Origin of the sequence: Sphingomonas sp. S1-29, from assembly GCF_026167545.1 — a bacterium.
Classification (GTDB): Bacteria; Pseudomonadota; Alphaproteobacteria; order Sphingomonadales; family Sphingomonadaceae; genus Sphingomonas.
This window is the reverse complement of sequence record NZ_CP110678.1, coordinates 2,595,080-2,615,907: the sequence shown is the minus strand read 5'-3', so window position 1 is coordinate 2,615,907 and position 20,828 is coordinate 2,595,080. Positions and strand designations below refer to the sequence as shown.

17 protein-coding genes are annotated in these 20,828 nt (G+C 62.7%); 5 read left to right on the top strand and 12 right to left on the bottom strand.

Going from position 1 to position 20,828, the window contains the following annotated elements; genetic code table 11:
• Positions 1-403 precede the first annotated feature (403 nt).
• Positions 404-1,747, top strand: coding sequence for a phospholipase D family protein (locus OKW76_RS12465; RefSeq protein WP_265549198.1), 1,344 nt, complete (start codon positions 404-406; stop codon positions 1,745-1,747).
• Between the two features lie 456 nt (positions 1,748-2,203).
• On the opposite strand, the gene OKW76_RS12460 is transcribed toward OKW76_RS12465, so the two are convergent.
• Together OKW76_RS12460 and OKW76_RS12455 are read right to left on the bottom strand one after the other, a co-directional pair.
• Complete coding sequence (locus OKW76_RS12460; protein WP_265549197.1) at positions 2,204-2,380, bottom strand: hypothetical protein; 177 nt, start codon at positions 2,378-2,380, stop codon at positions 2,204-2,206.
• 249 nt (positions 2,381-2,629) lie between these two features.
• Positions 2,630-3,031 carry a MarR family transcriptional regulator gene (locus OKW76_RS12455; RefSeq protein WP_265552960.1) on the bottom strand — a complete coding sequence of 134 codons (402 nt, stop codon included), beginning with the start codon at positions 3,029-3,031 and terminating at the stop codon, positions 2,630-2,632.
• A gap of 550 nt (positions 3,032-3,581) precedes the next feature.
• Between OKW76_RS12455 and OKW76_RS12450 the strand changes: the two genes are divergently transcribed.
• On the top strand, positions 3,582-4,187 hold the full coding sequence (locus OKW76_RS12450) for a uracil-DNA glycosylase family protein (RefSeq protein ID WP_322740127.1): 606 nt from the start codon (positions 3,582-3,584) through the stop codon (positions 4,185-4,187).
• Positions 4,188-4,563: 376 nt separating this feature from the next.
• On the opposite strand, the gene OKW76_RS12445 is transcribed toward OKW76_RS12450, so the two are convergent.
• From OKW76_RS12445 to OKW76_RS12435, 3 genes are all read right to left on the bottom strand, one after another.
• Positions 4,564-5,928, bottom strand: coding sequence for a sensor histidine kinase (locus OKW76_RS12445; protein ID WP_265549196.1), 1,365 nt, complete (start codon positions 5,926-5,928; stop codon positions 4,564-4,566).
• Entirely contained in the window at positions 5,925-6,602 is a 678-nt protein-coding gene (locus OKW76_RS12440) for a response regulator transcription factor (protein ID WP_265549195.1), read from the bottom strand. The genes OKW76_RS12445 and OKW76_RS12440 overlap by 4 nt, the downstream gene beginning before the upstream one ends.
• Positions 6,603-6,696: 94 nt before the next feature.
• Positions 6,697-7,725: a trypsin-like peptidase domain-containing protein gene (locus OKW76_RS12435; protein WP_265549194.1), complete on the bottom strand. Its 1,029-nt coding sequence runs from the start codon at positions 7,723-7,725 to the stop codon at positions 6,697-6,699.
• 396 nt (positions 7,726-8,121) lie between these two features.
• On the opposite strand from OKW76_RS12435, the gene OKW76_RS12430 reads away from it, so the two are divergent.
• The 3 genes from OKW76_RS12430 to OKW76_RS12420 all read left to right on the top strand — a co-directional run bounded on the left by OKW76_RS12430 (position 8,122) and on the right by OKW76_RS12420 (position 13,793).
• On the top strand, positions 8,122-9,675 hold the full coding sequence (locus tag OKW76_RS12430; protein ID WP_265549193.1) for an MFS transporter: 1,554 nt from the start codon (positions 8,122-8,124) through the stop codon (positions 9,673-9,675).
• Positions 9,676-10,166: 491 nt separating this feature from the next.
• Positions 10,167-12,881: a putative bifunctional diguanylate cyclase/phosphodiesterase gene (locus OKW76_RS12425; RefSeq protein ID WP_265552956.1), complete on the top strand. Its 2,715-nt coding sequence runs from the start codon at positions 10,167-10,169 to the stop codon at positions 12,879-12,881.
• A 69-nt stretch (positions 12,882-12,950) separates the two neighbouring features.
• The gene (locus OKW76_RS12420) at positions 12,951-13,793 is read left to right on the top strand and encodes a MipA/OmpV family protein (protein ID WP_322740126.1); all 843 of its coding nucleotides are present in this window, start codon (positions 12,951-12,953) and stop codon (positions 13,791-13,793) included.
• Here OKW76_RS12420 and OKW76_RS12415 read toward each other — a convergent pair.
• The 7 genes from OKW76_RS12415 to mbhE form a co-directional block, all read right to left on the bottom strand.
• The gene (locus OKW76_RS12415) at positions 13,783-14,541 is read right to left on the bottom strand and encodes a hypothetical protein (protein WP_265549191.1); all 759 of its coding nucleotides are present in this window, start codon (positions 14,539-14,541) and stop codon (positions 13,783-13,785) included. The genes OKW76_RS12420 and OKW76_RS12415 overlap by 11 nt on opposite strands.
• Before the next feature lie 607 nt (positions 14,542-15,148).
• On the bottom strand, positions 15,149-15,490 hold the full coding sequence (gene mnhG / locus OKW76_RS12410) for a monovalent cation/H(+) antiporter subunit G (RefSeq protein ID WP_265549190.1): 342 nt from the start codon (positions 15,488-15,490) through the stop codon (positions 15,149-15,151).
• A gap of 20 nt (positions 15,491-15,510) precedes the next feature.
• The gene (locus tag OKW76_RS12405) at positions 15,511-15,801 is read right to left on the bottom strand and encodes a monovalent cation/H+ antiporter complex subunit F (RefSeq protein WP_265549189.1); all 291 of its coding nucleotides are present in this window, start codon (positions 15,799-15,801) and stop codon (positions 15,511-15,513) included.
• Positions 15,798-16,133 carry a Na+/H+ antiporter subunit E gene (locus tag OKW76_RS12400; protein ID WP_265549188.1) on the bottom strand — a complete coding sequence of 112 codons (336 nt, stop codon included), beginning with the start codon at positions 16,131-16,133 and terminating at the stop codon, positions 15,798-15,800. Before OKW76_RS12400 ends, OKW76_RS12405 begins: the two co-directional genes overlap by 4 nt.
• A complete protein-coding gene (locus tag OKW76_RS12395) occupies positions 16,130-17,605 on the bottom strand; it encodes a proton-conducting transporter membrane subunit (RefSeq protein ID WP_265549187.1) in 1,476 nt (491 codons plus the stop codon). The genes OKW76_RS12400 and OKW76_RS12395 overlap by 4 nt, the downstream gene beginning before the upstream one ends.
• On the bottom strand, positions 17,598-17,978 hold the full coding sequence (locus OKW76_RS12390; protein ID WP_265549186.1) for a sodium:proton antiporter: 381 nt from the start codon (positions 17,976-17,978) through the stop codon (positions 17,598-17,600). Before OKW76_RS12390 ends, OKW76_RS12395 begins: the two co-directional genes overlap by 8 nt.
• A complete protein-coding gene (gene mbhE / locus OKW76_RS12385; protein WP_265549185.1) occupies positions 17,975-20,707 on the bottom strand; it encodes a hydrogen gas-evolving membrane-bound hydrogenase subunit E in 2,733 nt (910 codons plus the stop codon). Before mbhE ends, OKW76_RS12390 begins: the two co-directional genes overlap by 4 nt.
• Positions 20,708-20,828: the final 121 nt, after the last annotated feature.

The following is a 20,828-nucleotide window of genomic DNA, read 5'->3' as shown; positions in this document are numbered from 1 at the left end:
AGATGACGCCCATTCCGCAATCGATATTCGGCAATCATCAGATTTTGCGTATGCCGCCTAATCTGGCGCCGCCGATAATTTATCGGCCCAGGGTGCTGCTTGGAGCGTTGCTCGCTCTATTATGCGCGATAGTCGCGACCGCTAAGCAATCATTCGAATCATGACACGTCGCATGCGATGGTTGCGCCGGATAGCCCTCCTTACCGGGGCTCTGATACTGCTTGGGGTCATTATAAGGATCTTGAATCCGCTCCCTTCGCTAAGCAGCCAAACGAGCACGGTCGCGGCGACCAACACCGACGATACGCCGCTGGGCCGAGCCATCTTGGGAGGCGTCGCAGCCCACCCAGGGCGGTCAGGGATCCATCCCCTAACGGACGCGCGAGGCGCGTTCGCCGCACGTGTGCTGCTAGCCCGCGCCGCGACGCGCACTCTCGACCTTCAGTATTACATCTGGCACGCCGATCTTGCCGGCACGCTGCTTTTTGAAGAAGTGCGCGCGGCAGCCGATCGGGGCGTGCGGGTGCGCATGCTACTCGACGACAACAGTACCTCGGGCTTGGATGAGACCCTCTCCGCGCTTGACGACCATCCAAGTATCGAAGTGCGCCTATTCAACCCCTTCGTAATCCGTAGCCCACGCCTCGTTGGCTACCTTACTGATTTCCGTCGCCTCAACCGGCGGATGCACAACAAGTCGTTCACTGCGGACAACCGAGCCACAATCATTGGCGGCCGCAACGTCGGGGACGAATATTTCGGCGCAGGCGATGGCGCACTATTCGCCGATTTGGACGTGGTTGCGATCGGCCCGGTTGTTCAGACCGTATCCAGGGACTTCGACCGGTATTGGACGAGCGGATCGTCTTACCCGGCAGCAAAAATTCTTTCGCCGGTCAGACCAGACGGCCTTGCCCGGGTCAAAGCGGCGTCGTTGCGCACCAGGAATAACCCAGTGGCGCGTGCTTATCTCGATGCCGTTCGACTATCGTCGCTGGCCCAGGACCTCTTGGCAAAAAAGTTGGCATTCGAATGGGCGCCGACACGAATGGCTTCGGATGATCCAAGCAAGGGGCTCGGTCTCGCCCCGCCCGACGCACTATTATGGCCGAAGCTTACGGCGCTCCTCGGCGAGCCCCAGGAGCGCCTTGGGCTGGTCTCCGGTTACTTTGTCCCCACGGCCGCAGGAGTCGACGCATTCACTGACATGGAGCGCCGAGGAATCGACGTAAGTATCTTAACCAACGCGATGGAAGCCACCGACGTGCCAATCGTCCATTCTGGATATGCTAAATGGCGAAAGAGGCTCCTTCGGTCGGGCGTCAGACTGTACGAGATGCGCGGCGCCGTGCACGGCCAAGGCTTGGAGCGTAATATCACTGCCGTTGGTAGCACAGGATCGAGCGTACGCGGAGCCGGCTCGGCGCTGCACGCTAAAACCTTCACTGTGGACGGTGCCCGAATCTTTATTGGATCGTTTAATTTCGACCCCCGATCAGCCAACCTCAACACCGAGCTCGGGTTCGTAATCGAAAGCCCTTCGCTTGCCCGGCACGTCAGAGCCACCATTGAGCGCTTAGTTACCACCAGCGCTTACGAAGTGCGACTGAATGAAGACGACGAAGTTTACTGGCGGGAACACCGGAATGGAAAAGTCTTGATCCATAATGTCGAACCAGGCACCTCGAGGTTTGAAAGGGCGGTGACTACAGTTCTTTCGACGCTTCCGATCGAATGGCTATTGTAGGGAAGTTTGGTGTTCTACGCCCGTTTGTAGTCACCAAGTTGGACAAGGATAAGCGCCGTGAATCGCGTCCCAACCGTCAGCGCGGAACAAGTAGCCTGTCTGGCTGAGACTAATGAACCAGGTCTGTAGCCGATGACTGCGCAACTGCCTCATGATCACAGACACCCAGCGCGTCTAAAAGTAGGGCCATTCCAGGACCCAACCTATGCAGGATCTGGCGCCCCCTTTTTATGTTTTAAATCTCGAGCGTTGACGCGTGTCGTCAGTCGGTTTCGGTTAAGGCGATGGCTTTCAACCGCCGCCTCTAGCTCCCGCAAACTTCGGCCACCGGTTTCGCGGCCTGCGCGGGCGATTAGCCAGCATCCGCTGGCCCGTGAGCCAGTACAGGTTGCTCATTTCAGGGCTCCTCGGGAAGCCTGAGTCAGATCGCGCCTCTCATATTAATGGGCCATGGCCCTAACCGAAATTCATCAATGTCACCATGCCGGCAATCACGACACCGAATACCATAACCATAACGCCTGAAATACGCAGAACATAGGTAAGCGGATCGTCGTAGGCAGAACTGCCGTCGCACGACGATGGCAGTGGTTTTCTCATAACTCTTCGGGCAATATCCTGCCGAAACGCCATAACGAATCCTATAGTTGCCAACGCCAAGCCCAATGTATTTACGATTAGCACAAATGTTAGCATTTCTTTTATTCCCTATTTACAAGTTGTTTTAAGCCAAACGGCTCTATTTTAACACTAGGTGATGCCTCCGTTCCCGCAAAGTCTGGAATAGACCTTGTGGAGTGCCCAATGGTAAACACCGGCAGTTGATCACACATTATGGATTTCCCGTTTAATTTATACCCTGAGACACACTTCCTCCCAGCTCTAACCTAGACGTGAGGTTAGCTCCTCAAGCATCGGGCGTAACCGCTTCAGCTCTTCACGATGCTCGCTTGCCAACGTCAGCAGGAGTTGCCGCCCCCGATCAGCCAGTCGGATCTCGATCCGCCGCCGGTCGTCTCTGGCTCTCGTGCGCTCGATCATGCCGCCCGCCTCTAGGCGGTTAAGCAGACCGCTGGCGCTGTGAGGCTGCAAGAGCATACTGCTGGCTATATCCCCCACCGATAACTGGCCACCAGGCGCTGCTCGTATCGCGAGAAGAGTTTGATACTGCTGACTTGTGATGCCGGCTGCTGCGGCGGCCCTTTCGCTGAACCCGAGAAAGTTGCGTATGTCTTGCCGGAACGCCGCCAGAGCAGCATAATCTAGATCGCTCAACGGTCGCATGTCGGCAGTAATAGCTTGGGCCGTTGGATCCGCCGGCATCTGAGGGTTCCCAGGTTGGTTCGTCACGAGCGAAGCTCCAGTATTTTTGTGGTTCTGATTCGTTCCGGCTGCTGGCCTCCCGACTCTCGTCGCTCGACCTCGTGATCCGGCATGACCAGTCATCGTCTTGTCCGCACCCCAGCCAAGCGGCACACCGACCGCAGTAAGCGCTAGATTAATGGCTTGCCTACGCTGCCCGTCATGTTCGTCCAGGCACCCCCAACACCGGGACTGTGGGTGGGTCTCACGCCAAATCCGGTTCGCAAGACGATTGATCTCTGCAGATGTCGGCAGCCGGTCTTGACCGATGCACGCGGCTAGTACGGGCCAAGGGGAAGTTCGTGAATGCACCATACCACACCTCCGTGCGAACCGGCGTTAATTCAATCCGCTAGAGGCTCGATCCGACCGCACCATCCATGTAGGGTGACCAAATTATATCGCAATACGATATTCAAAGGAAACGGTCGCGTTGGACATCGAATCTAGCTCCGGACGAGGCTCAGGAGGGGTGTCCGCACGATGGACTGCGGATGAACACCAGCAGCTAATCGAGAAGGTCCGGGCGTGCAGCGTGTGTGCAGATTTCCTCCCGCTCGCTCCCCGCCCGATTCTGCAGTTCTCGCCAAACGCCACGCTCCTCGTAGCGAGCCAAGCGCCAGGCACGCGAGCTCACGCGAGTGGCCGGCCGTTCTCCGACGCCTCGGGCGAGCACCTGAGGGTTTGGATGGGCATTTCCAATGAAGCATTCTACGACGCCGAGCGGGTTGCCATCATCCCCATGGCGCTATGCTACCCTGGTCGCGGGACAAGCGGCGGCGACGCGCCGCCTCGTCCGGAATGCGCCAATCTCTGGCGTAACACTCTCCTCAGCCGGCTTTCCTGCCTGCGGCTTACTTTGCTTGTTGGTACGTATGCCCAAGAGCACGTGCTTGGACCCGGCCGCGTGACCGAGCGCGTGCGTGATTTCGAACGCTATCTCCCAAACCATTTTCCGTTGCCGCATCCCTCCTGGCGATCAAGAGGCTGGATGACAAAGAACCCATGGTTCGCAGCGGAGGTACTACCAGCACTTCGCCGGCATGTGTCGCAAGCGATACAAAGAGATGGGACTTAAGTGGCTGATCCACTGCGCCGTGCCGTCCGGCAGCCATGTAACGAAAACGATGCCCCCTCGGCCCTCAGCGCAAAGGCACGGATATGGAAAGTGAAGCGAGGCGTTTCCGGTGCGTCGGCGACGATGGCACTCCGCTGACGATCGTCGAGTATCATTGCTCCGACGTACTTTATAGCAAGACAGGTCGCCGCGTCTTACCGGGGTCCCGCCGATTTGCTCTGTCGACCGGTGAAGCTGTTCGATACGTCGATGCTAAAACTTTCGAAGTAGTCAGCTCAGGAGAACTACTCCAAAAGTCATGACCTAGACCCGACCCTGACGTCTCCCAGGTCTTGTCATCCCGATTAGGCAAGAGGTTTCCCAGCCCGTCTTACTTTCACAATTCCATATCCGCGGGAAAATCGATGGTGGCGGCTAATCCCGGTCTTCGATCTGACAGCGACAGCGCGGCACCGTGAATCCGAACGGCAACCGCAACGATACTTAGCCCGAGCCCGCTGCCCTCGGTCGTGCGGCTGGGATCGAGGCGAACGAATCGTGCCAAGACTCGGTCTCGCTGGTTAGCGGGTATGCCCGGCCCGGTATCAGCGACGGTCAAGCGCGGCCCCGTTGGCTCCAGCGACAACTTTACGGCAACTGCCCCGCCTTCTGGAGTGTATTTGATCGCGTTGTCGATCAGATTGATGACCATCTGGCTCAGTAGCGATCGCGCACCGACAATCGAAGTAGGAACGACCTCGGCAGTGAATGTAATACCGCGTGCCTGCGCCACCGGCTCGAACAGCTCGCCCGCATCGCGAACGATCGCGGCGAAATCGAGCTGCGAAAACGCGCTCGCCAGCGTGGCCTCGGCCTGCGCGAGTCGAAGCGTATCGTCGATCGTCCGCAACAGCGCATCGAGGTCGGCACGAAGGTCGGTCGAGACATCGTCGGCATCGCCGCGCAGCGCGGCAAGCTCGACGCGCGCGCGGATCCGGGTGAGCGGAGTCTTCAGATCGTGCGCCAGCGCATCAGTGGCGGTGCGCAGCGTGTCGACCAACCGCTCGATCTCGTCGAAGCCCTGGTTCAGCGTCGCCGCCAGCCGATCATATTCGTCGCCGCGACCCGACACCGGCAGGCGTTCGCCCAAATGGCCCGCGCGAAATCGCTTCCCCGCCGCGCTCGCCGCGTCGAGGAACGCCAGCCCGCGCCGGCTGTACCAGAAGCCGGCCAGCAACCCGATCGCCCCCGTCGCCAGCAACGACCAGACGAGCGCGGCGACGTATCGATCGCGCAGCAGCCGACGATCGTCGGACAGGCTGCCGACCAGCAGCCGGAAGGTGTCGCCTAGCATGATGGCCCTGGCCGCGACCCGGCGTTCGACCAGCGTGCCGCTGGCGGTCGCGATCTGGGTATCGAACGAGCGATAGCCGGTACGGTCGATTTCACCCGGCCAACGCGCCAGGTTCCCCGCGATCGGACGGCCCTCGCTATCGGTCATCAAATAGATGAAATCGGTCACGCGCGGGCGATCGACCGCGCGCGCCACGCCCTGTGCCACTGCCACCGGTCCTTCGGTGCGATAGCGCTCGATCAGCCCGGCGGCCTCGTCATCGACCGCCGCCTGCACGCGGGTATCGAGCAACCGCGCGGTCTGGACATATTGGACGGTCAGCGCGAGCCCGGTGGCGATCAATGCGATCAGCGTGATCCACAACGCCCCGCGCAACGCCGCGGTGGGCTGCAGCCGCCACCGGCTCATACCGGGTCCAGCCGATAGCCGGCGCCCCGCACCGTGCGGATCATCGGCGGTTCGCCCTCGCCATCGATCTTCGCGCGCAGCCGGCTCACATGGACGTCGATCACGTTGGTACCGGGGTCGAAGCTATAGTCCCAGATCGCTTCGGTCAGCATCGTCCGCGTCACCACCTGCCCGGCGTGCCGCGTGAGATAGTCGAGCAGCTGATATTCCTTGTTGAGGAGTTCGATCCGCCGCCCCGCGCGGGTCGCGCTGCGGGCGAGCAGGTCGAGCGTGAGCGATCCGACGCGGCGAGTCGTTTCGCCCGGCACGACCTCGCGCAGGCGACGGACGATCGCCTCGAGCCGGGCCACCAGTTCGCCGAACGAAAATGGCTTGGGAAGATAATCGTCGCCCCCCGCGCGCAGCCCGGCGATACGGTCGTCGACGGTGCCCAGCGCCGACAGGAGCAGCACCGGCGTGGCATCGCCCTTGGCGCGTATCGCCTTCAATACGGCGAGCCCGTCCAGCTCGGGCAAGTTCCGATCGAGGATGATCGCATCGTAGCTCCCGACGATCGCGGCGGTCAGCCCGTCGATGCCCGTGGCGGCATGATCGGTCGTATGCCCCATTTCGGACAGCCCCTGGCGGACATACTCCGCGGTCTGGGCATCGTCTTCGATCAACAGCAGTTTCACGCCAGCGGGCAATCCGTTCGAGGTCGATGGGGGACGGCCGCGATCGCCGCCCCCCGGCTCCACAACGCTGCCCGTCGCGCGGCTCGGCCGCGGTTTAGGACTGCGCTGCCTGATCGCTGCTGATATACAGGTTCAGCGCGACCTGGCGACCGTCGCGGATCACGCGGACCGGAACGCTCGAGCCGATCGCGGCATCGGCGACCGCGCGCGCAAGGTCGCGGCCGTCGTCGATCTTGGTCGATCCGAAGCGGCGGATGACATCGCCGCGCTGCAATCCCGATCGCGCGGCGGGGCCCGCTTGCTCGACCGCGGCGATCAATGCGCCCTTGGTCCCATCGAGCCCCAACGCATTGGCGATGTCGGGCGTCACGTCCTGCAGCGAAACCCCGATCCGCCCGCGCGACACGTGGCCGTCACGCGCGATCTCGAGCGCGACCTGGCGCGCCATCTTGGCGGGGATCGCGAAGCCGATCCCGACGTTGCCGCCGCTGGGCGAGAAGATCGCGGTATTCACCCCGACCACCCGGCCGCTGCCATCGAACAACGGCCCGCCCGAATTGCCGCTGTTGATCGCGGCATCGACCTGGAGGAAATCGTCATAGGGGCCCGCGCCGATCTCGCGGCCGCGAGCTGAGACGATGCCCGAGGTCACGGTGTTGCCCAGCCCGAACGGGCTGCCGACCGCAAACACGCTGTCGCCGACGCGGATATGGTCGCTGTCGCCCCAGTTGATCGGCTTGAACGTCCCCTTCGCATCGATGCGGATCACCGCGATGTCGATCTTGGGGTCGCGGCCCAACACGCGGCCCGGCAGCTCGCGTCCGTCAGACATCTGCACCGTCACGCGATCGGCGCCCTCGACGACATGATTGTTGGTGATGACCAGCCCCGACGCATCGACGATGAACCCCGATCCCAGCGCGCTGCGCGACGGCGCCTGCGGCTGGGGCGCCCCAAGCGGCCCGCCCCGGTCGAAACCGAAGAGCTCGCCCAGTCGATCGGCGAATTCGCTGTCGTTGCCCGCACCGTCCCGCCCGAACGGCATCGGGCCCGCCATTTGCTGCACCCGCGCATCGGGCTTGACCTGGATCTGGACGACGCTGGTGCCGACGGCTTCGACCATGTCGGACAGCGAGCTGTGGCCCCCGCCTGCGCGACCGCGGCGGGCCCGGGTGCCACAAACCGCCCGACGATGCCCGCCCGGTCCTGGTCGGCGGCGATCGCCCCGCCCGCCACGCCGGCAAGAGCGGTGGTGCCCAGCGCGACGGCGGCGATCAGGGGGCGAACGGTGAGGCGGCGGGGGAAGGCCATGGCGGTGTTCCTTTCTGGAAGCTTCGATCGACCGCTGTTGTGGGCCCGAACGGTGGACCCGTGATGAGGCGAAGATGAATTCGGTGTAATGATCGTCCATCGCTGCCGACTGGCGGCATCGCGGTGACCGCGGATCGGCCCGGCGAGCATCCCTTGCGTCCGCCCCGTCCTCGCGTACTAGGTCGCACGAAATCGGCAGGGACGAGTGATGGCGCGAAGGGTAGCGAACCGTGGTTCGGTGGTGGGCGAACGCTGGCCACTATTTTGGGCGGGCTGCGTCGCGATCAGCGCGGGGGTGCTGCTGCATCTGCCGATGCTGGCGATGGCGCACACGATGGGCAATCACCTCACCGGCATGCCGATGGACGCGTGGATGTATTTGGGCATGGCGCTGATCGCGATCGGGGTGCCCGCCGCAATCATCGGCGCGCTGCCCAAGCACCGCCCCGATCATCACGCCAGCGCGGGCACGACGTTCGAGGCGCCCGACGACACCCCGCTGACGCGGTCGCACGCCGCGGTGCTGCTGGTGCTGACGCTGGGGCTGATCATCGACACGATGAAGCCCGCGACGCTGGGCTTCGTGCTGCCCGGCATGCGCGGCGAATATGGAATCGCCAAATCGACCGCGGCGCTGCTTCCCTTCGTCGCGCTCGCAGGGACCACGGTGGGATCGTTCATATGGGGGTGGCTCGCCGACATTTATGGCCGCCGCGTGTCGATCCTGCTGTCAACCATCCTGTTCGTTTCCACATCGATCTGCGGTGCGATGCCATCCTATGGCTGGAACCTGGTCATGTGCTTCCTGATGGGGTGCTCTGCCGGCGGCATGCTGCCCGTCGTCTACACGCTGCTGGCAGAAGTCATGCCGCCGCGGCACCGCAGCTGGGTGCTCGTCCTGGTCGGCGGCACCGGGCTCGTCGGCGGCTATCTTGCGGCAAGCGGCGCGGCGCATCTGTTCGAGCCCTTGTTCGGATGGCGCAGCCTGTGGCTGCAGGGTTTCCCCACCGGGTTGCTGCTGCTGGCATTGGCACGCTGGATCCCCGAATCGCCACGCTTCCTGCTCGAGCGCGGGCTCCACGCCGAACTTGCCGACATGACGCGCAAGTTCGGGATCGTCCGGCGTGCGCGCCCGGCAGCGTCCGCCGACGCGCCGCCGCCCGCAACGAACCAGCGCGAGCTGACCGCCGCACTCGTCATCACCGCGCTGTCATGGAGCTTCGTCAATTTCGGGCTGCTGCTATGGCTGCCGACCGACCTGCAGGACCGGGGGTTCAGCGCCGAGCTCGCCAGCGGCATCATCGCCAGCTCGGCATTGGTCGCGCTCCCGACGATCATGATCGCCGCCTGGCTGTACAGCCGCTGGAGCAGCAAATGGACCTTGATCGGGACGGTACTGCTTACGCTCGCGGGACTTGCCGGCGCGCTGCTGCCCGCCGCGACGCTGGCCTGGCCGCCGCTGCTCGTTGCCGTCATCGCATTGCTGGTGGTGGGCACTAACGGGTTGATCGCGGTGCTGCTGCCCTATGCCGCCGAGAATTACGCGCAGGCGGTGCGCGGGCGTGCGACCGGCCTGATCGCCGCCAGCAGCAAGTTCGGCGGGGTCGCGGTGCAGCTCGGCGCGTTTGCCGGGTCGATCCCGACATTGGGCGGCGCGGCGGTGGCGCTGATCCTGCCGATGGGGCTTTCGGCGGCGCTGATCGCGCGCGCGGGGCGCGAAACTCGGGGCCGCAGTCTGCGCGAGTTGGAAAACACTGGGTGAGTACCCAAAAGTCTCCAGCTTTATCAGCAACGACCGTTGTCAAGCGACCGTGCCCATGACCTGTGTTCAAACATTGATCGCTGCTCGCACGACCCATTCTTGGTTGTTCGTGTCGACCTGGGCCTTTCCCCGAACCTGCTGCTTGTTCACGAATGCTAACAGGTTCTCATGGCAATTACGCTCGCCTCTACGAACAGGCTGATATGGATTCGGGGTCAGGGTGGGCCTGCGAGCTAGTGACTGCCGGGCAATGAGAGTTGTCGCCACGGCCTATCCACTGCTGACGGTCAGCAGGGATAGGCAATGGCCTTAACTATGCATTAAACTGCCATCGCCCTGTAGCGCGCGTCGAGACTTGAGCTTACACCCGGGTAGTAAACCGTCATGGCGATCACCTCACGGCGCATTGCTTACGCATGCTAAACCTCATCTTCACGATTTCGAAATAGACCGGTTGCCCAGCGATTTAGAGCGGATCGAGCTCCTTGGCCATGTTCCTCAACTCCAGCATTTTTCCAGCGGGTCCGCCCGACGTGGGATTACGCGCGCAGCACGAAAATCTGCAGCAGCAGATTCCGCTTATGTACGTTTTAATGACGATCAACGTCGTCTTCCTCAGCGTCGTCATGTATCGCGCCGTGCCAATGGCGCTGAGCCTGGGCGCGCCCACGGCGCTGATAATGCTCGCCGGGTTTCGTGCGATCTTATGGCTGCATCGTCGGAGAACCGAGCCCACTATCCCCCAGATTCGCCGTCAGCTACGCGGAACGATCGCGGCGGCAGGTGTGCTCAGTGTGCTATTCGGCGTCTGGGCCCTGATGCTCTTTTCTGCAGCAGATCCAAGCCGCAGCACGGCCGTCGCCCTATACGTATTCGTGGGGTCGATCAGCTGCGCCTATTGCTTGCAGTCGCTGCCCCGCGCCGCGCATCTCGTGCTACTTTTCGGCGCAGCCCCGGTCACGGTGCGAATGCTGATCTCCGGCGACTTGTACCTGCTTGGAGTCGGCTTCACTTTTGTGCTCGTTGCAGGTCTCATCGTGCTCACTCTGGCGAGCACGCGCAACTCCTTCGAAGAAGTTTTGCGCTCGCGAGCCGAAATGAGCGAGTTGGTCTCGGCTCTGCAGCGGAGCGAGGAGCATTATCGATGTTCGGTGGAACTCAATCCCCAGATACCTTGGATCGCAGATGCAAACGGGTTGATCGTCGAGCTCAGTCCTCGTTGGTCTGACTTCACGGGAATTCCGCTTGCGCAGGCGCTTGGCATGGGTTGGACGCGTGCGGTCCATCCTGACGACCTGCCAGCGCTGATGGCGTTGTTCCGCGAAGCGCTAGCTACGAGCGACGAAAGCTTGGCGGATGCCCGCTACCGCCTTGCCCAGGCCGACGGCGACTACCGATGGTTCCGCATGCGGGCCAATCCGCGCCGCGACCCGGAAGGCACTATCGTAAGCTGGTACGGCAATCTTGAGGATATCGATGACCAGGTGGCCGGGGAGCGCGCTCTGAAGGAAAGCGAGGAGCGCTATCGCCTCGCTTCGCGCGCCACCAAGGATATCATTTGGGACTGGTCACCAACTACCGGTAGCATCAAATGGGCAGGCGATTTCGAAAGCATCCTCGGTTACCGGGAGGTGGCGCAGGAAACGTCGATCGACTGGTGGATGAACCATGTTCACCCGGAGGATCTTACCGACGTACTCGCGCTTTACGGTCTGGTCCTTCAAAATCAGCAGGACTCCTGGAGCCACGAGCATCGTTTTCGGTCAGCTGACGGTAGCTATCGCAATGTCTTTTCGCGCGGCTACGCCATCCGCGACAACAGCGGGACGGCTATCCGTGCAATTGGAGCCATGAGCGACATCACCTCGGCGAAACAGGCGGAAGACAGCCTGCGCTGGGCCGCCTATCACGACTCTCTCACCGAGCTTCCTAACCGAAAATTCGCGGCTGACGAACTTGAACGCGCGCTTGAACGGGCAGCCGCAGCGTCCGTCTCGGTCGGCGTGATTGTGGTCGACGTCGACAGCTTTAAAGCGATCAACGATACACTCGGTCACGCAGCCGGGGATGCGGTGCTCAGGACGGTGGCGAAACGGCTGCAGGCGAATGCGCCCGCCGACGCGACCGTAGCGCGGCTTGGCGGAGATGAGTTTGCCGTCATATTGCCAAATCTCTCGGAGGCGGATGCGTCGGCTGAAACCGTAAACACGATTCTCCATGGCGTAGGGGAGGCACTGGGCATCGAAGAAAGTGTTATGGAGGTAAGCCTTAGCGCCGGCGCCGCCATGTGGCCGAAGGACGGCGCAACGGCCGAAGAGTTGATGAAGTGCGCGGACCTCGCTCTCTATGTCGCAAAGTCGGAGGGAGCGGGCAGCGTGCGCGGCTTCAGGCCGGCCATGCGCGACAGGATCGAAGACCGGAACAGGATGTTGCGCGATGCACGCGAAGCCCTGCACGACGATCGAGTGGTTCCGTTCTACCAACCGAAGCTCGCGTTAGGCTCGGGAGAGGTGGTCGGATTCGAAGCGTTGCTTCGATGGGACCATAACCATCACGGCTTGCAACTTCCCGGGGCCATTGCAGCGGCCTTTGACGATAGCTTGCTGTCGACGAACCTGACCGATCGAATGCTTGATCGCGTGCTTACTGACATGGCCGGCTGGCTGGATTCAGGCCAAAGCTTCGGGCGCATCGCGATCAACGGCTCGCCGGCCGACTTCCGCCGCGATGACTTCGCTGACCGCATCCTGACCCGATGCCATAAAATAGACGTCCCGCCGTCGCTGCTTGAGCTTGAGGTTACAGAGACGGTATTCCTCGACCGACTGGCAGACAGTGCAGAGCGCACCTTTCGGACACTTCGTTCGGAGGGGGTAAACATCGCGCTGGACGACTTTGGTACCGGCTATGCCTCGCTTACTCATCTCCAGCAATTTCCTGTAAACGTCCTAAAGATAGATCGCTCCTTCATCTCCAAGCTCGATGGAACAAAGGGACCAGAACTGGCGATTGTCCAGGGTGTTATTGATATTGCCCGTCGGATGGGAATCGAGACCGTGGCCGAAGGCATCGAAACTGAAGTCCAAGCGCGCGACCTGCTCGGGCTTGGTTGCGACATTGGACAAGGATTTCTGTTCAGCCGACCAATCGCGGCGGACCGACTCGCTGCGTTTCTCGCGGTCGGATCCAGGCGTGACTGGTATTAATTCGATTTAGCGTTAGGGTCCGTGATCAGTTTGCAGCCAGCAGTTCCATCGGCGGCTGTCGAAAAAAGGATGAGGATGCGCGCTCTGATCACTCTGGTCGCACTCTGTGCGGCTCAGCCCGGCTTTGCCCAGACGGAAGATGCCCGGCCCGGTCCACCCGCCGGTCGGGGCCCCGACGCAAGAGACGATGGGTGGAATATAACCGTTGGCGTCGCCCCCGTGCTGAGCCCTGTTTGGCAGGGATCAAGCGACATGGCTTTATCGATATTTCCTGATTTGCGAGTGAACTACAAAGACGTTATTTTTGCCTCCATTCCGGATGGGCTTGGCTGGAATGCAATAAACTCAGATGGGTGGAAGGCAGGGCCGCTCGCAAAGCTTCGCTTTGGACGTGATGAGGAGCGAGGTGGTTCCCCATTTCTAATAACTGGCGGAAGCAACGCCCTGCTAGGCCTTGGTAACGTCAAGGCCGCTGCCGAACTGGGCGGCTTCGCCGAGAAGCGAGTTGGCCCATGGCGCGGGCGGGTGGAGGTCCGGCGCGGCTTCGGTGGCCACGAAGGCGTTCTTGCGGACGGGTCTGTTGCCTACCAGACACGTACCGGCCGGACGATCATCAACTTTGGACCCCGTGCAACCGTTGCGAGCAAGGGTTACATTGACAGGTACTTCGGTATCGATGCGATACAGGCGCAGCGATCGGGACTACAATCGTACGCCGCATCAGGCGGCTTGCTTTCCTATGGCGTGGGCTCCACCGTTATCCATCCGTTGAATCGGCGGAGCGCTTTAACCTTGTTCAGTGGCCTTGATCGACTTGGTGAGGAGGCAGGCGACTCTCCCTTGGTGCGCGAGCGCGGGCGTCGAACACAATTTACGCTAGGGTTGGGATACGGCTTTCGCTTCAACCTATAACGGCGCTTGAGGACGGTCGGCGGCGTAGACCGCCGATCAAACCTGCCACAACCAACACCGCGGACACCACGGTGGCGGCGGCAACCAAAGCGGCGACCTGCCCGCCTGCTGCGTAGATGGCCGACAACGCCCAAAGAAAAACGACGGCATAGGGCACGTTGCCGCGCCCACGGATAAGAACGGTCGCGGCAATAATGCCCGCCACGATTGTGACGCCTGCACTGATCGCGGGGGCAGCCGAGCCGGCATTTACACCATGATAACTCAGGCTAGCGGCGATATTGACGGTCGTCGCGACCGTAAGCCATGCGGTCAGCGCACTTAGCGGGAGGAACGCGCACCAGCGCTCTCCTGCTGTGAGTGTGCCATTCGAAAATGTACGATAAACTATGATCAAGCACCCGAGTGTCCATAAGATGATTCCTGCCGACAGCGCACTCAAGCCGTAGAGCTGAGTGTAAACGGCCCACAAGGCGTTGCCGAGGAAGGCTCCGGCAGCGGGCCATCGAATTCGTTCGAGCAATACGCTGGCACGTTGTGATGGCAGGGCTTGGAAGATTGCGAAAATAACCGAGCCGGCGAATAACGCACCCCAGATAGAAAATGCCCATCCTGCCGGGGTGATGAGCGTCCTGACTGCGCTCGACTGTGACCCTATCGGATCACCTACCCCAAGCCGCGGCAGCATCGGTGTAAGGATTTGAAGGGCCGCTGCGGCAACGACAGCGATTTGCGGTGTTTTTAACATGGGCCTGTGTAACTCATCCTGCTCAAATTCACTAAACGCGCGATCGCAGAGCCTGTCGAAGGGGCGGGCAAAAAACTACCCCGATATCTCACACCGCCTCTTCGATTGGACGCCCTTGCTTAGATACTACGATAAACCGCGCGCGACATAATTTGTGTATACTAAAAAACGCCAATCCACGCAATAGAATACGATGACTATAACTAGAGATAGAGATAGAGATAGAGATAGAGATAGAAGCCGTTACATTGAATGAAAATATCTAACCAAAGATCAAAACGCAGGCAAATAAGAAAGGGCAGATCGCCTATCGCGGCGCATTTCCGCAACATAAGTGTCTCGTCAAAAGGTAAGGATCCATCATGACGCTGCTGCACTTTAGAGTGGGGTCCGGGCTGCGGTAATATGAGACGACTTAATAACGCCCGGCGCGAGGCTTTATGTTAGTTTCCCAAGCTACAGAACGGTTCTTTAGTTTTAGGCAATGAAAACCGATTACACGCACCCTTCTGACAGCAGCATGTTCTGGGAAAGCCTGTCGAAGGTCTCGGTCCGGCTTCACAGCTGTTCGATCATTTAAGTCCGTGCTCTTACGGTTGGGATGTTCTTAGTATCGGCCCCGGTCGGCATCGTCTTCGTCCGTTGGCGCCTCCGACCACGTTCGTACCTTTTTCAACGGATCGATCGTCAGCCCCTTAAGGGGGGCACCGGAAATATAGGTGGCACGTGCCAAAAGCTGCGCACCGATCGGTAGCGTTACCAGTAGAAAGACAATCGTCAGCAACCCGGTCGACGTCCGGTCAACCCCGTCGGCCTGGAGCGCCCCCAGGATGACCAGCGTCGTTCCCAGCGTACCCGCCTTCGTCGCGCTGTGCATCCGCTGGAGCGCGTCGGGGAGCCGCAACAGCCCGAGCGCAGCGATGACGAGAAAGCCGACGCCCAGCGCCATCAGTGCGCCTGCCAGGAGGGTCATCGCGGCCTGCTCTTCCGTTCGAGGAACACCGCGAACGCCGCGGTTGCGACGAAGTTGATGAGCGAGAGCCCCAGCGCGATGTCTAGGAACACCCCACGCCCGGTGACTACCGAGGTTAGCGCGGCGAAGGTCACAGCGATCGCGGTCAGCATGTCGAGCGCGACGAACCGGTCGGCGAAGCTTGGCCCCTTCACCATCCGCCATCCCGCCGCCGCGAGCGCGATGCACAGCAGTGCCGACAATCCGGTCGCGACGGTCGCTAGATCGAAGGTCCAGTCGCCGCTCATCGCTCAAGCTCCAGGATGTGCCGCTCATACAGGGTTTTGAACCGACCAATACGTCGGTCAGGATCGCGCCCGTCTAAAACATGGACGTACAGTCGGCTGAGGTCCGGCTCGACATGCAGGCAGGTCGAACCGGGGGTGAGCGAGGTGAAATAGGCGAACAGGGCCACCGCCCAGGGCTTGGTCACCTCGACCGGCACCATGAAGATCGCGGGATGGGTATCGATCTGCGGCGACAGCACGATCTGCGCCACCTGCAGCGACGACACGACCAGGTCCCAGACAAAGCTGACGCCGAGGATGGCCACTGCCCAGGCTTTGCGCAGCAGCTTCATGGCGCGAGTCCCAGCAGCGCGTTAGCCGATAGCTGCGCGGTGATCACTACCGGCTCGGGCATCAGGCCGATCGCCAGCGTGGCCAGCGACAGCAGTGCCATTCCGCCGAGCATCGCCGGCGGCACCCTGCGCACGCGCCGATCGCGCAGGCTCTTCCAGCAGGATTCGGACCATAGGCTGCCGACCGAAATGATCGTCAGCAGTGCAGCCGCCAGCGCCGCAGCCGCGATCCAGGGCGCACCACCGTCCAGGCTGGCGCGGATCACCAGCATTTTGGCCCAGAACCCCGACATCGGCGGGATCCCCGCTAGCGAAAGCATCGGCACCGCGAACAGGAACGCGAACACCGGGTTCGATCGGATCATGCCGCCGGTGCGCGCCAGGTCCCAGCTGCCGGTGGCGCGGCGGACCGCGCCCGCGCCAAGGAACAGATTGGCCTGCACGATCATCGAATGGAGCATGTAGAAGACGGCGGCGATCACCCCCTCGCGCGTGCCGACCGAAAGGCCAGCCATCATGTATCCCACCTGCGCCAGCACATGATATCCCAGCAAGCGGCGAATGTCGGTCTGCGCCAACGCGCACAGCGCCCCCACCAGCATCGTCGCCGCGCCGATCCAGCCGAACCATGGCAGCAGCTGCGCCGCGCCGACATGCCCGTCGGCAATCCCGAACACGCCCGCGAACAACAGCAGCAGCGCATAGAAGCCCATCTTGGTGAGCAGGCCGGCGAACAGCGCCGCGGCGGTTAGCGGTGCCGGGGCATAGGATGCCGGCAGCCAGACATGGAACGGCACCAGCCCCGACTTCAGCGCGAACCCACCGAGCAGCAACGCCGCCGCCGCCGCGGTCGCGACGCTGGGCGGGCGATCGGCGAGCGCCCGCGCCAGCGCCGCAAGGTCGAGCGTGCCCGTCTCGCCATACAGCAGGCCGATGCCCATCAGGATCGCGGTTGCGCCGCTGGTGCCGAAGGCGATGTAGCGGATTGCGCCGCCGATCTGGTTCTCGCGGCGATCAAGCGTGACCAGCGCCACCGCCGCGACCAGCGCCAGCTCGAACCAGACATAGAGGTTGAACAGGTCGGTAGTGAGGAATGCGCCGTTGACCGCGCCGAGCATCGCCAGCGCCAGCGCGTCATGCCCCGCGCGCCGGCGCCGGGGGCCGATCTCGGCGTTGCCGAACAAGGCTACCGCCAACGCGACGACGGTGCTGGCCAGCACCAACGCGGTACCGGGCAACCTGCCGGCAAATCCGATGCCGAAGCCATTGGTCCAGCCGCCGAACATCGTCACCGCCAGCATCGTACCGTCGATCGCGCGCAGGTGGAGCGCCAACGCCATGGCCGCCGTCGCCGCGGTGACCGCGAACGCCAACGCCTCGCCCGCCCGCGGGCACGACCGCAGCAGCGTCACGATCGCCGCGCCGGCGAGCGGCAACAGCACCGGCGCGATGAGGAGCAGCGCGTCAGTCACCGACCGGGCCCAGCACGTCGGGATCCTCGGCTTGTTCGGGCGCATCGACGTCGCGCGCGTCGAGCGATGCGGTCGCGCGCCAGGCGCGCAGCATGATCGTCGCCATGATCAGCGTCAGCGCGAAGCCGATGACGATCGCGGTCAGCACCAGCGCCTGCGAAAACGGATCGGCGGCGGGGCCGAGCGTCTGGCGGCCAGCTTCGATGATCGGCGGCTTGCGGTTCAGTGGGCCGCCGGCAATAAACAGCATCAGGTTGACGCCGGTCGATAGCAAGGCGAACCCCAGCAGCATGCGCACCAGGTTGCGCGACAGCAGCATGTAGATGGCGGCGCCGACGATTGCGGCGGCGCAGAATGCCAACAGGATCGTCATCGTGCCGCCTCGCGCTGCAACCCGAACAGGAAGGTGAGCACTGCCCCCATCACCACCAGATAAACGCCAAGGTCGAAGATCATCGTCGTGCCAAGCTTGGGGATCGCGCCGCCGGGCTCCCACCATAAATGGGTCAGGAACGCACCGCCGTCGATCATCCCGGGCATGCCGCTGACGATCGTCAGCGCGACACCGCAGCCCACCAGCGTCAACGGTTGCACGCGCAGCAATCGTTCGGCGGCGGCAGCCCCGCGTGCCAGCGACAGGATCGCGAAGGCGAGCGCTGCCGCAAGCCCGCCGACGAACCCGCCGCCGGGCTGGTCGTGCCCGCGCAGCAGGATGATGACCGACGCGACGAGCATCAGCCAGAACAGCCCGCCGCTCGCCATGCTGAAGCTATAATGGACGTCGCGCGCCGCCCGCGCATCGTCGGCGGCACCGTCGCGCATCGCCATAAGCGATCCCGCGAGCATCGCCGCCATCGCGATCACGATCGTCTCGCCGAAGGTGTCGGCCCCGCGGAAATCGACCAGGATGACGTTTACGACGTTGAGGCCGCGGCCCGCCGCATAGCTCATCCGCCCGAACCAATCGGATGCCGCGCGCGGGGCCTCGGCGCCCGCCATGTCGATCGTCGCGACGAACAGGATGACGGCGAACATGGTCGCCACCGCCGCGTCGGCACGGCGCTCGCCGGGCTGCCGCATCGCTTCGCCGTCAATCGGCACGATCAGCAGCAATGCGGTTAGCATCACGACGATGAGCGCTTCGACGCTGAACTGCGTCAGCGCCAGGTCGGGGGCGCCGTTGGTCAGGAACAGGATCGCCACCGCGAAGCCCGTCAGGCTAACGGCGACCATCGTGGTGAGCAGGTTGCGCGCGCGCGCGGCGGCGAACGCCCCCGCCACGCCGATCAGCGCGACCACCGCCTCGGCGATGCGCAGCGGCTCGCCGGCCGGCCAGCGCAGCGACGGCGAGACTGCCGCGATCGACCACAGCATCGACAGCGCCATGATCAGGAAGATCGCCGCCAGATAGCGCCGCAGGTCGCCATGTTCGATCCGGCGGGTCGCCCTGGCGCTGGTCCGGAGCAGACCGCGCAACAGGTTTTCCCACAGCCTTTCGATGCCGAACTGCTCGAACCGACCGTTGCGACGAAGCCGCACATGGATCGACCGCCAAAAATACATGATCAGCAAGCCGATCGTCACCACCACCGCGCTCAGCGCCAGCATCGGTGTCAGCCCGTGCCAAACCGACAATTCGACGTCGACCGCGCTGCCATACACCGCCGCGACCGCGGGGCGGAGCGCAACGCGGGTGATCCATTCAGGCTGCAGGCTGATCGTCAGACCCGCGAGCGCCAGCAGCAACGGCGGCAGGCCCAGCGACAGGCTTTCGCGATTCTCGATCACCACCGGCGCGACCGGGCGCAGAAAGAAGGGACGCAGCGTGATGATTCCGGCGACACCGACCATCACCGCATTGACCAGCACCGCGACCGCGAGCGGCACCAACTCCCAGCTGCTTTTGAGCTGCGCTTCGAACAGGAACTCCTTCGACACGAATCCCAGGAAGGGCGGGATCCCCGCCATCGACAGGCTGGCGCCGGTGCACGCGATCGCGGTCAGCGGCAGCTTGCGCGCCAGCCCCCCCAGCGATCGCAGCGTGCCCACGCCGGTCGCGTGCAGCACCGACCCTGCGCAAAAGAACAACGCCGCCTTGTACAGCGCGTGCGCCAGCAGGAACCCGATCATCGCTACCGATGCGGTGGGGCCGTCGAGGCCGACCAGCAGCACCAAGATGCCCAGCGACGCGATCGTCGAATAGGCGAGCGCAGCCTTGAAGCTTTCGGCTCGCAGCACTTGGATCGCCGCGATCACCATCGTGATGCACGCGACCGTGATCAGCGCATTGCGGCCCCACCACGTCGCCCCGATCACCGGCTCGAACCGCGCGAGCAGGTAGACGCCCAGCTTGACCATCGTAGCCGAATGCAAAAAAGCCGACGCTGGAGTCGGCGCCTGCATCGCGTTGGGTAGCCAGAAGTGGAAGGGAAACTGCGCCGACTTAGTGAATGCGGCGATCATGATGCCGATCAGGATCGGCGTGGCATAGGCGCTTTCGAGCAGTTCGGGACCTCGGCGAACCGCCTCGGCCATGGAATAGCCGCCGAGCACGTTGCCGATCATAAGCACCGATGCGATGAGTGCCAGCCCGCCCCCGGCGGTAACCTGCAACGCCATGATCGCCGCGCGGCGCGACCGCGGGCTGCGGCTATCGAAGCCGATCAGAAGGAACGACACCACGCTGGTTGCCTCCCAGAACAGGATCATCACCAGCATGTTGTCGGCAAGGACGGTGCCTAGCATCGCCGACATGAACAACAGGATCAGCGTGAAAAAGCGCGCTCGCTCGGCACGCGACTTGTGCGTCAGATACCCGCCGGAATAGATGACGACCAAACCGGCAATCCCGGTGATCAACAGGCAGAACAGGAACGAGAAGCCGTCAAGCCGAACGGTGAGGTCGAGCCCCAAGGAGGGCGCCCAGGTGCGGCCTTCTCCCACCACCCACCCGCGTTCGACCACCGGCGCCATTCGGATGAACGCCGCTAGCAGGCCGAACGGAAACAGCGCGATCAATAGCCCGGCACCGCGCCCCACGAGCCGCGCAAGCAGCGGCACCAAACAGCTTCCAACGATGGATATGGCGAGCAACATCAGCATGCTGGCACCCTCATGCCTAACATCGCAGCCAAACGCACGCGTAGTTAAACCTTAGCGGGGAATTTGCGAAATGGGCTGGGGGGTGCCGTTTGGACCCCGAATGGTTTCTGGCACGTGCGAC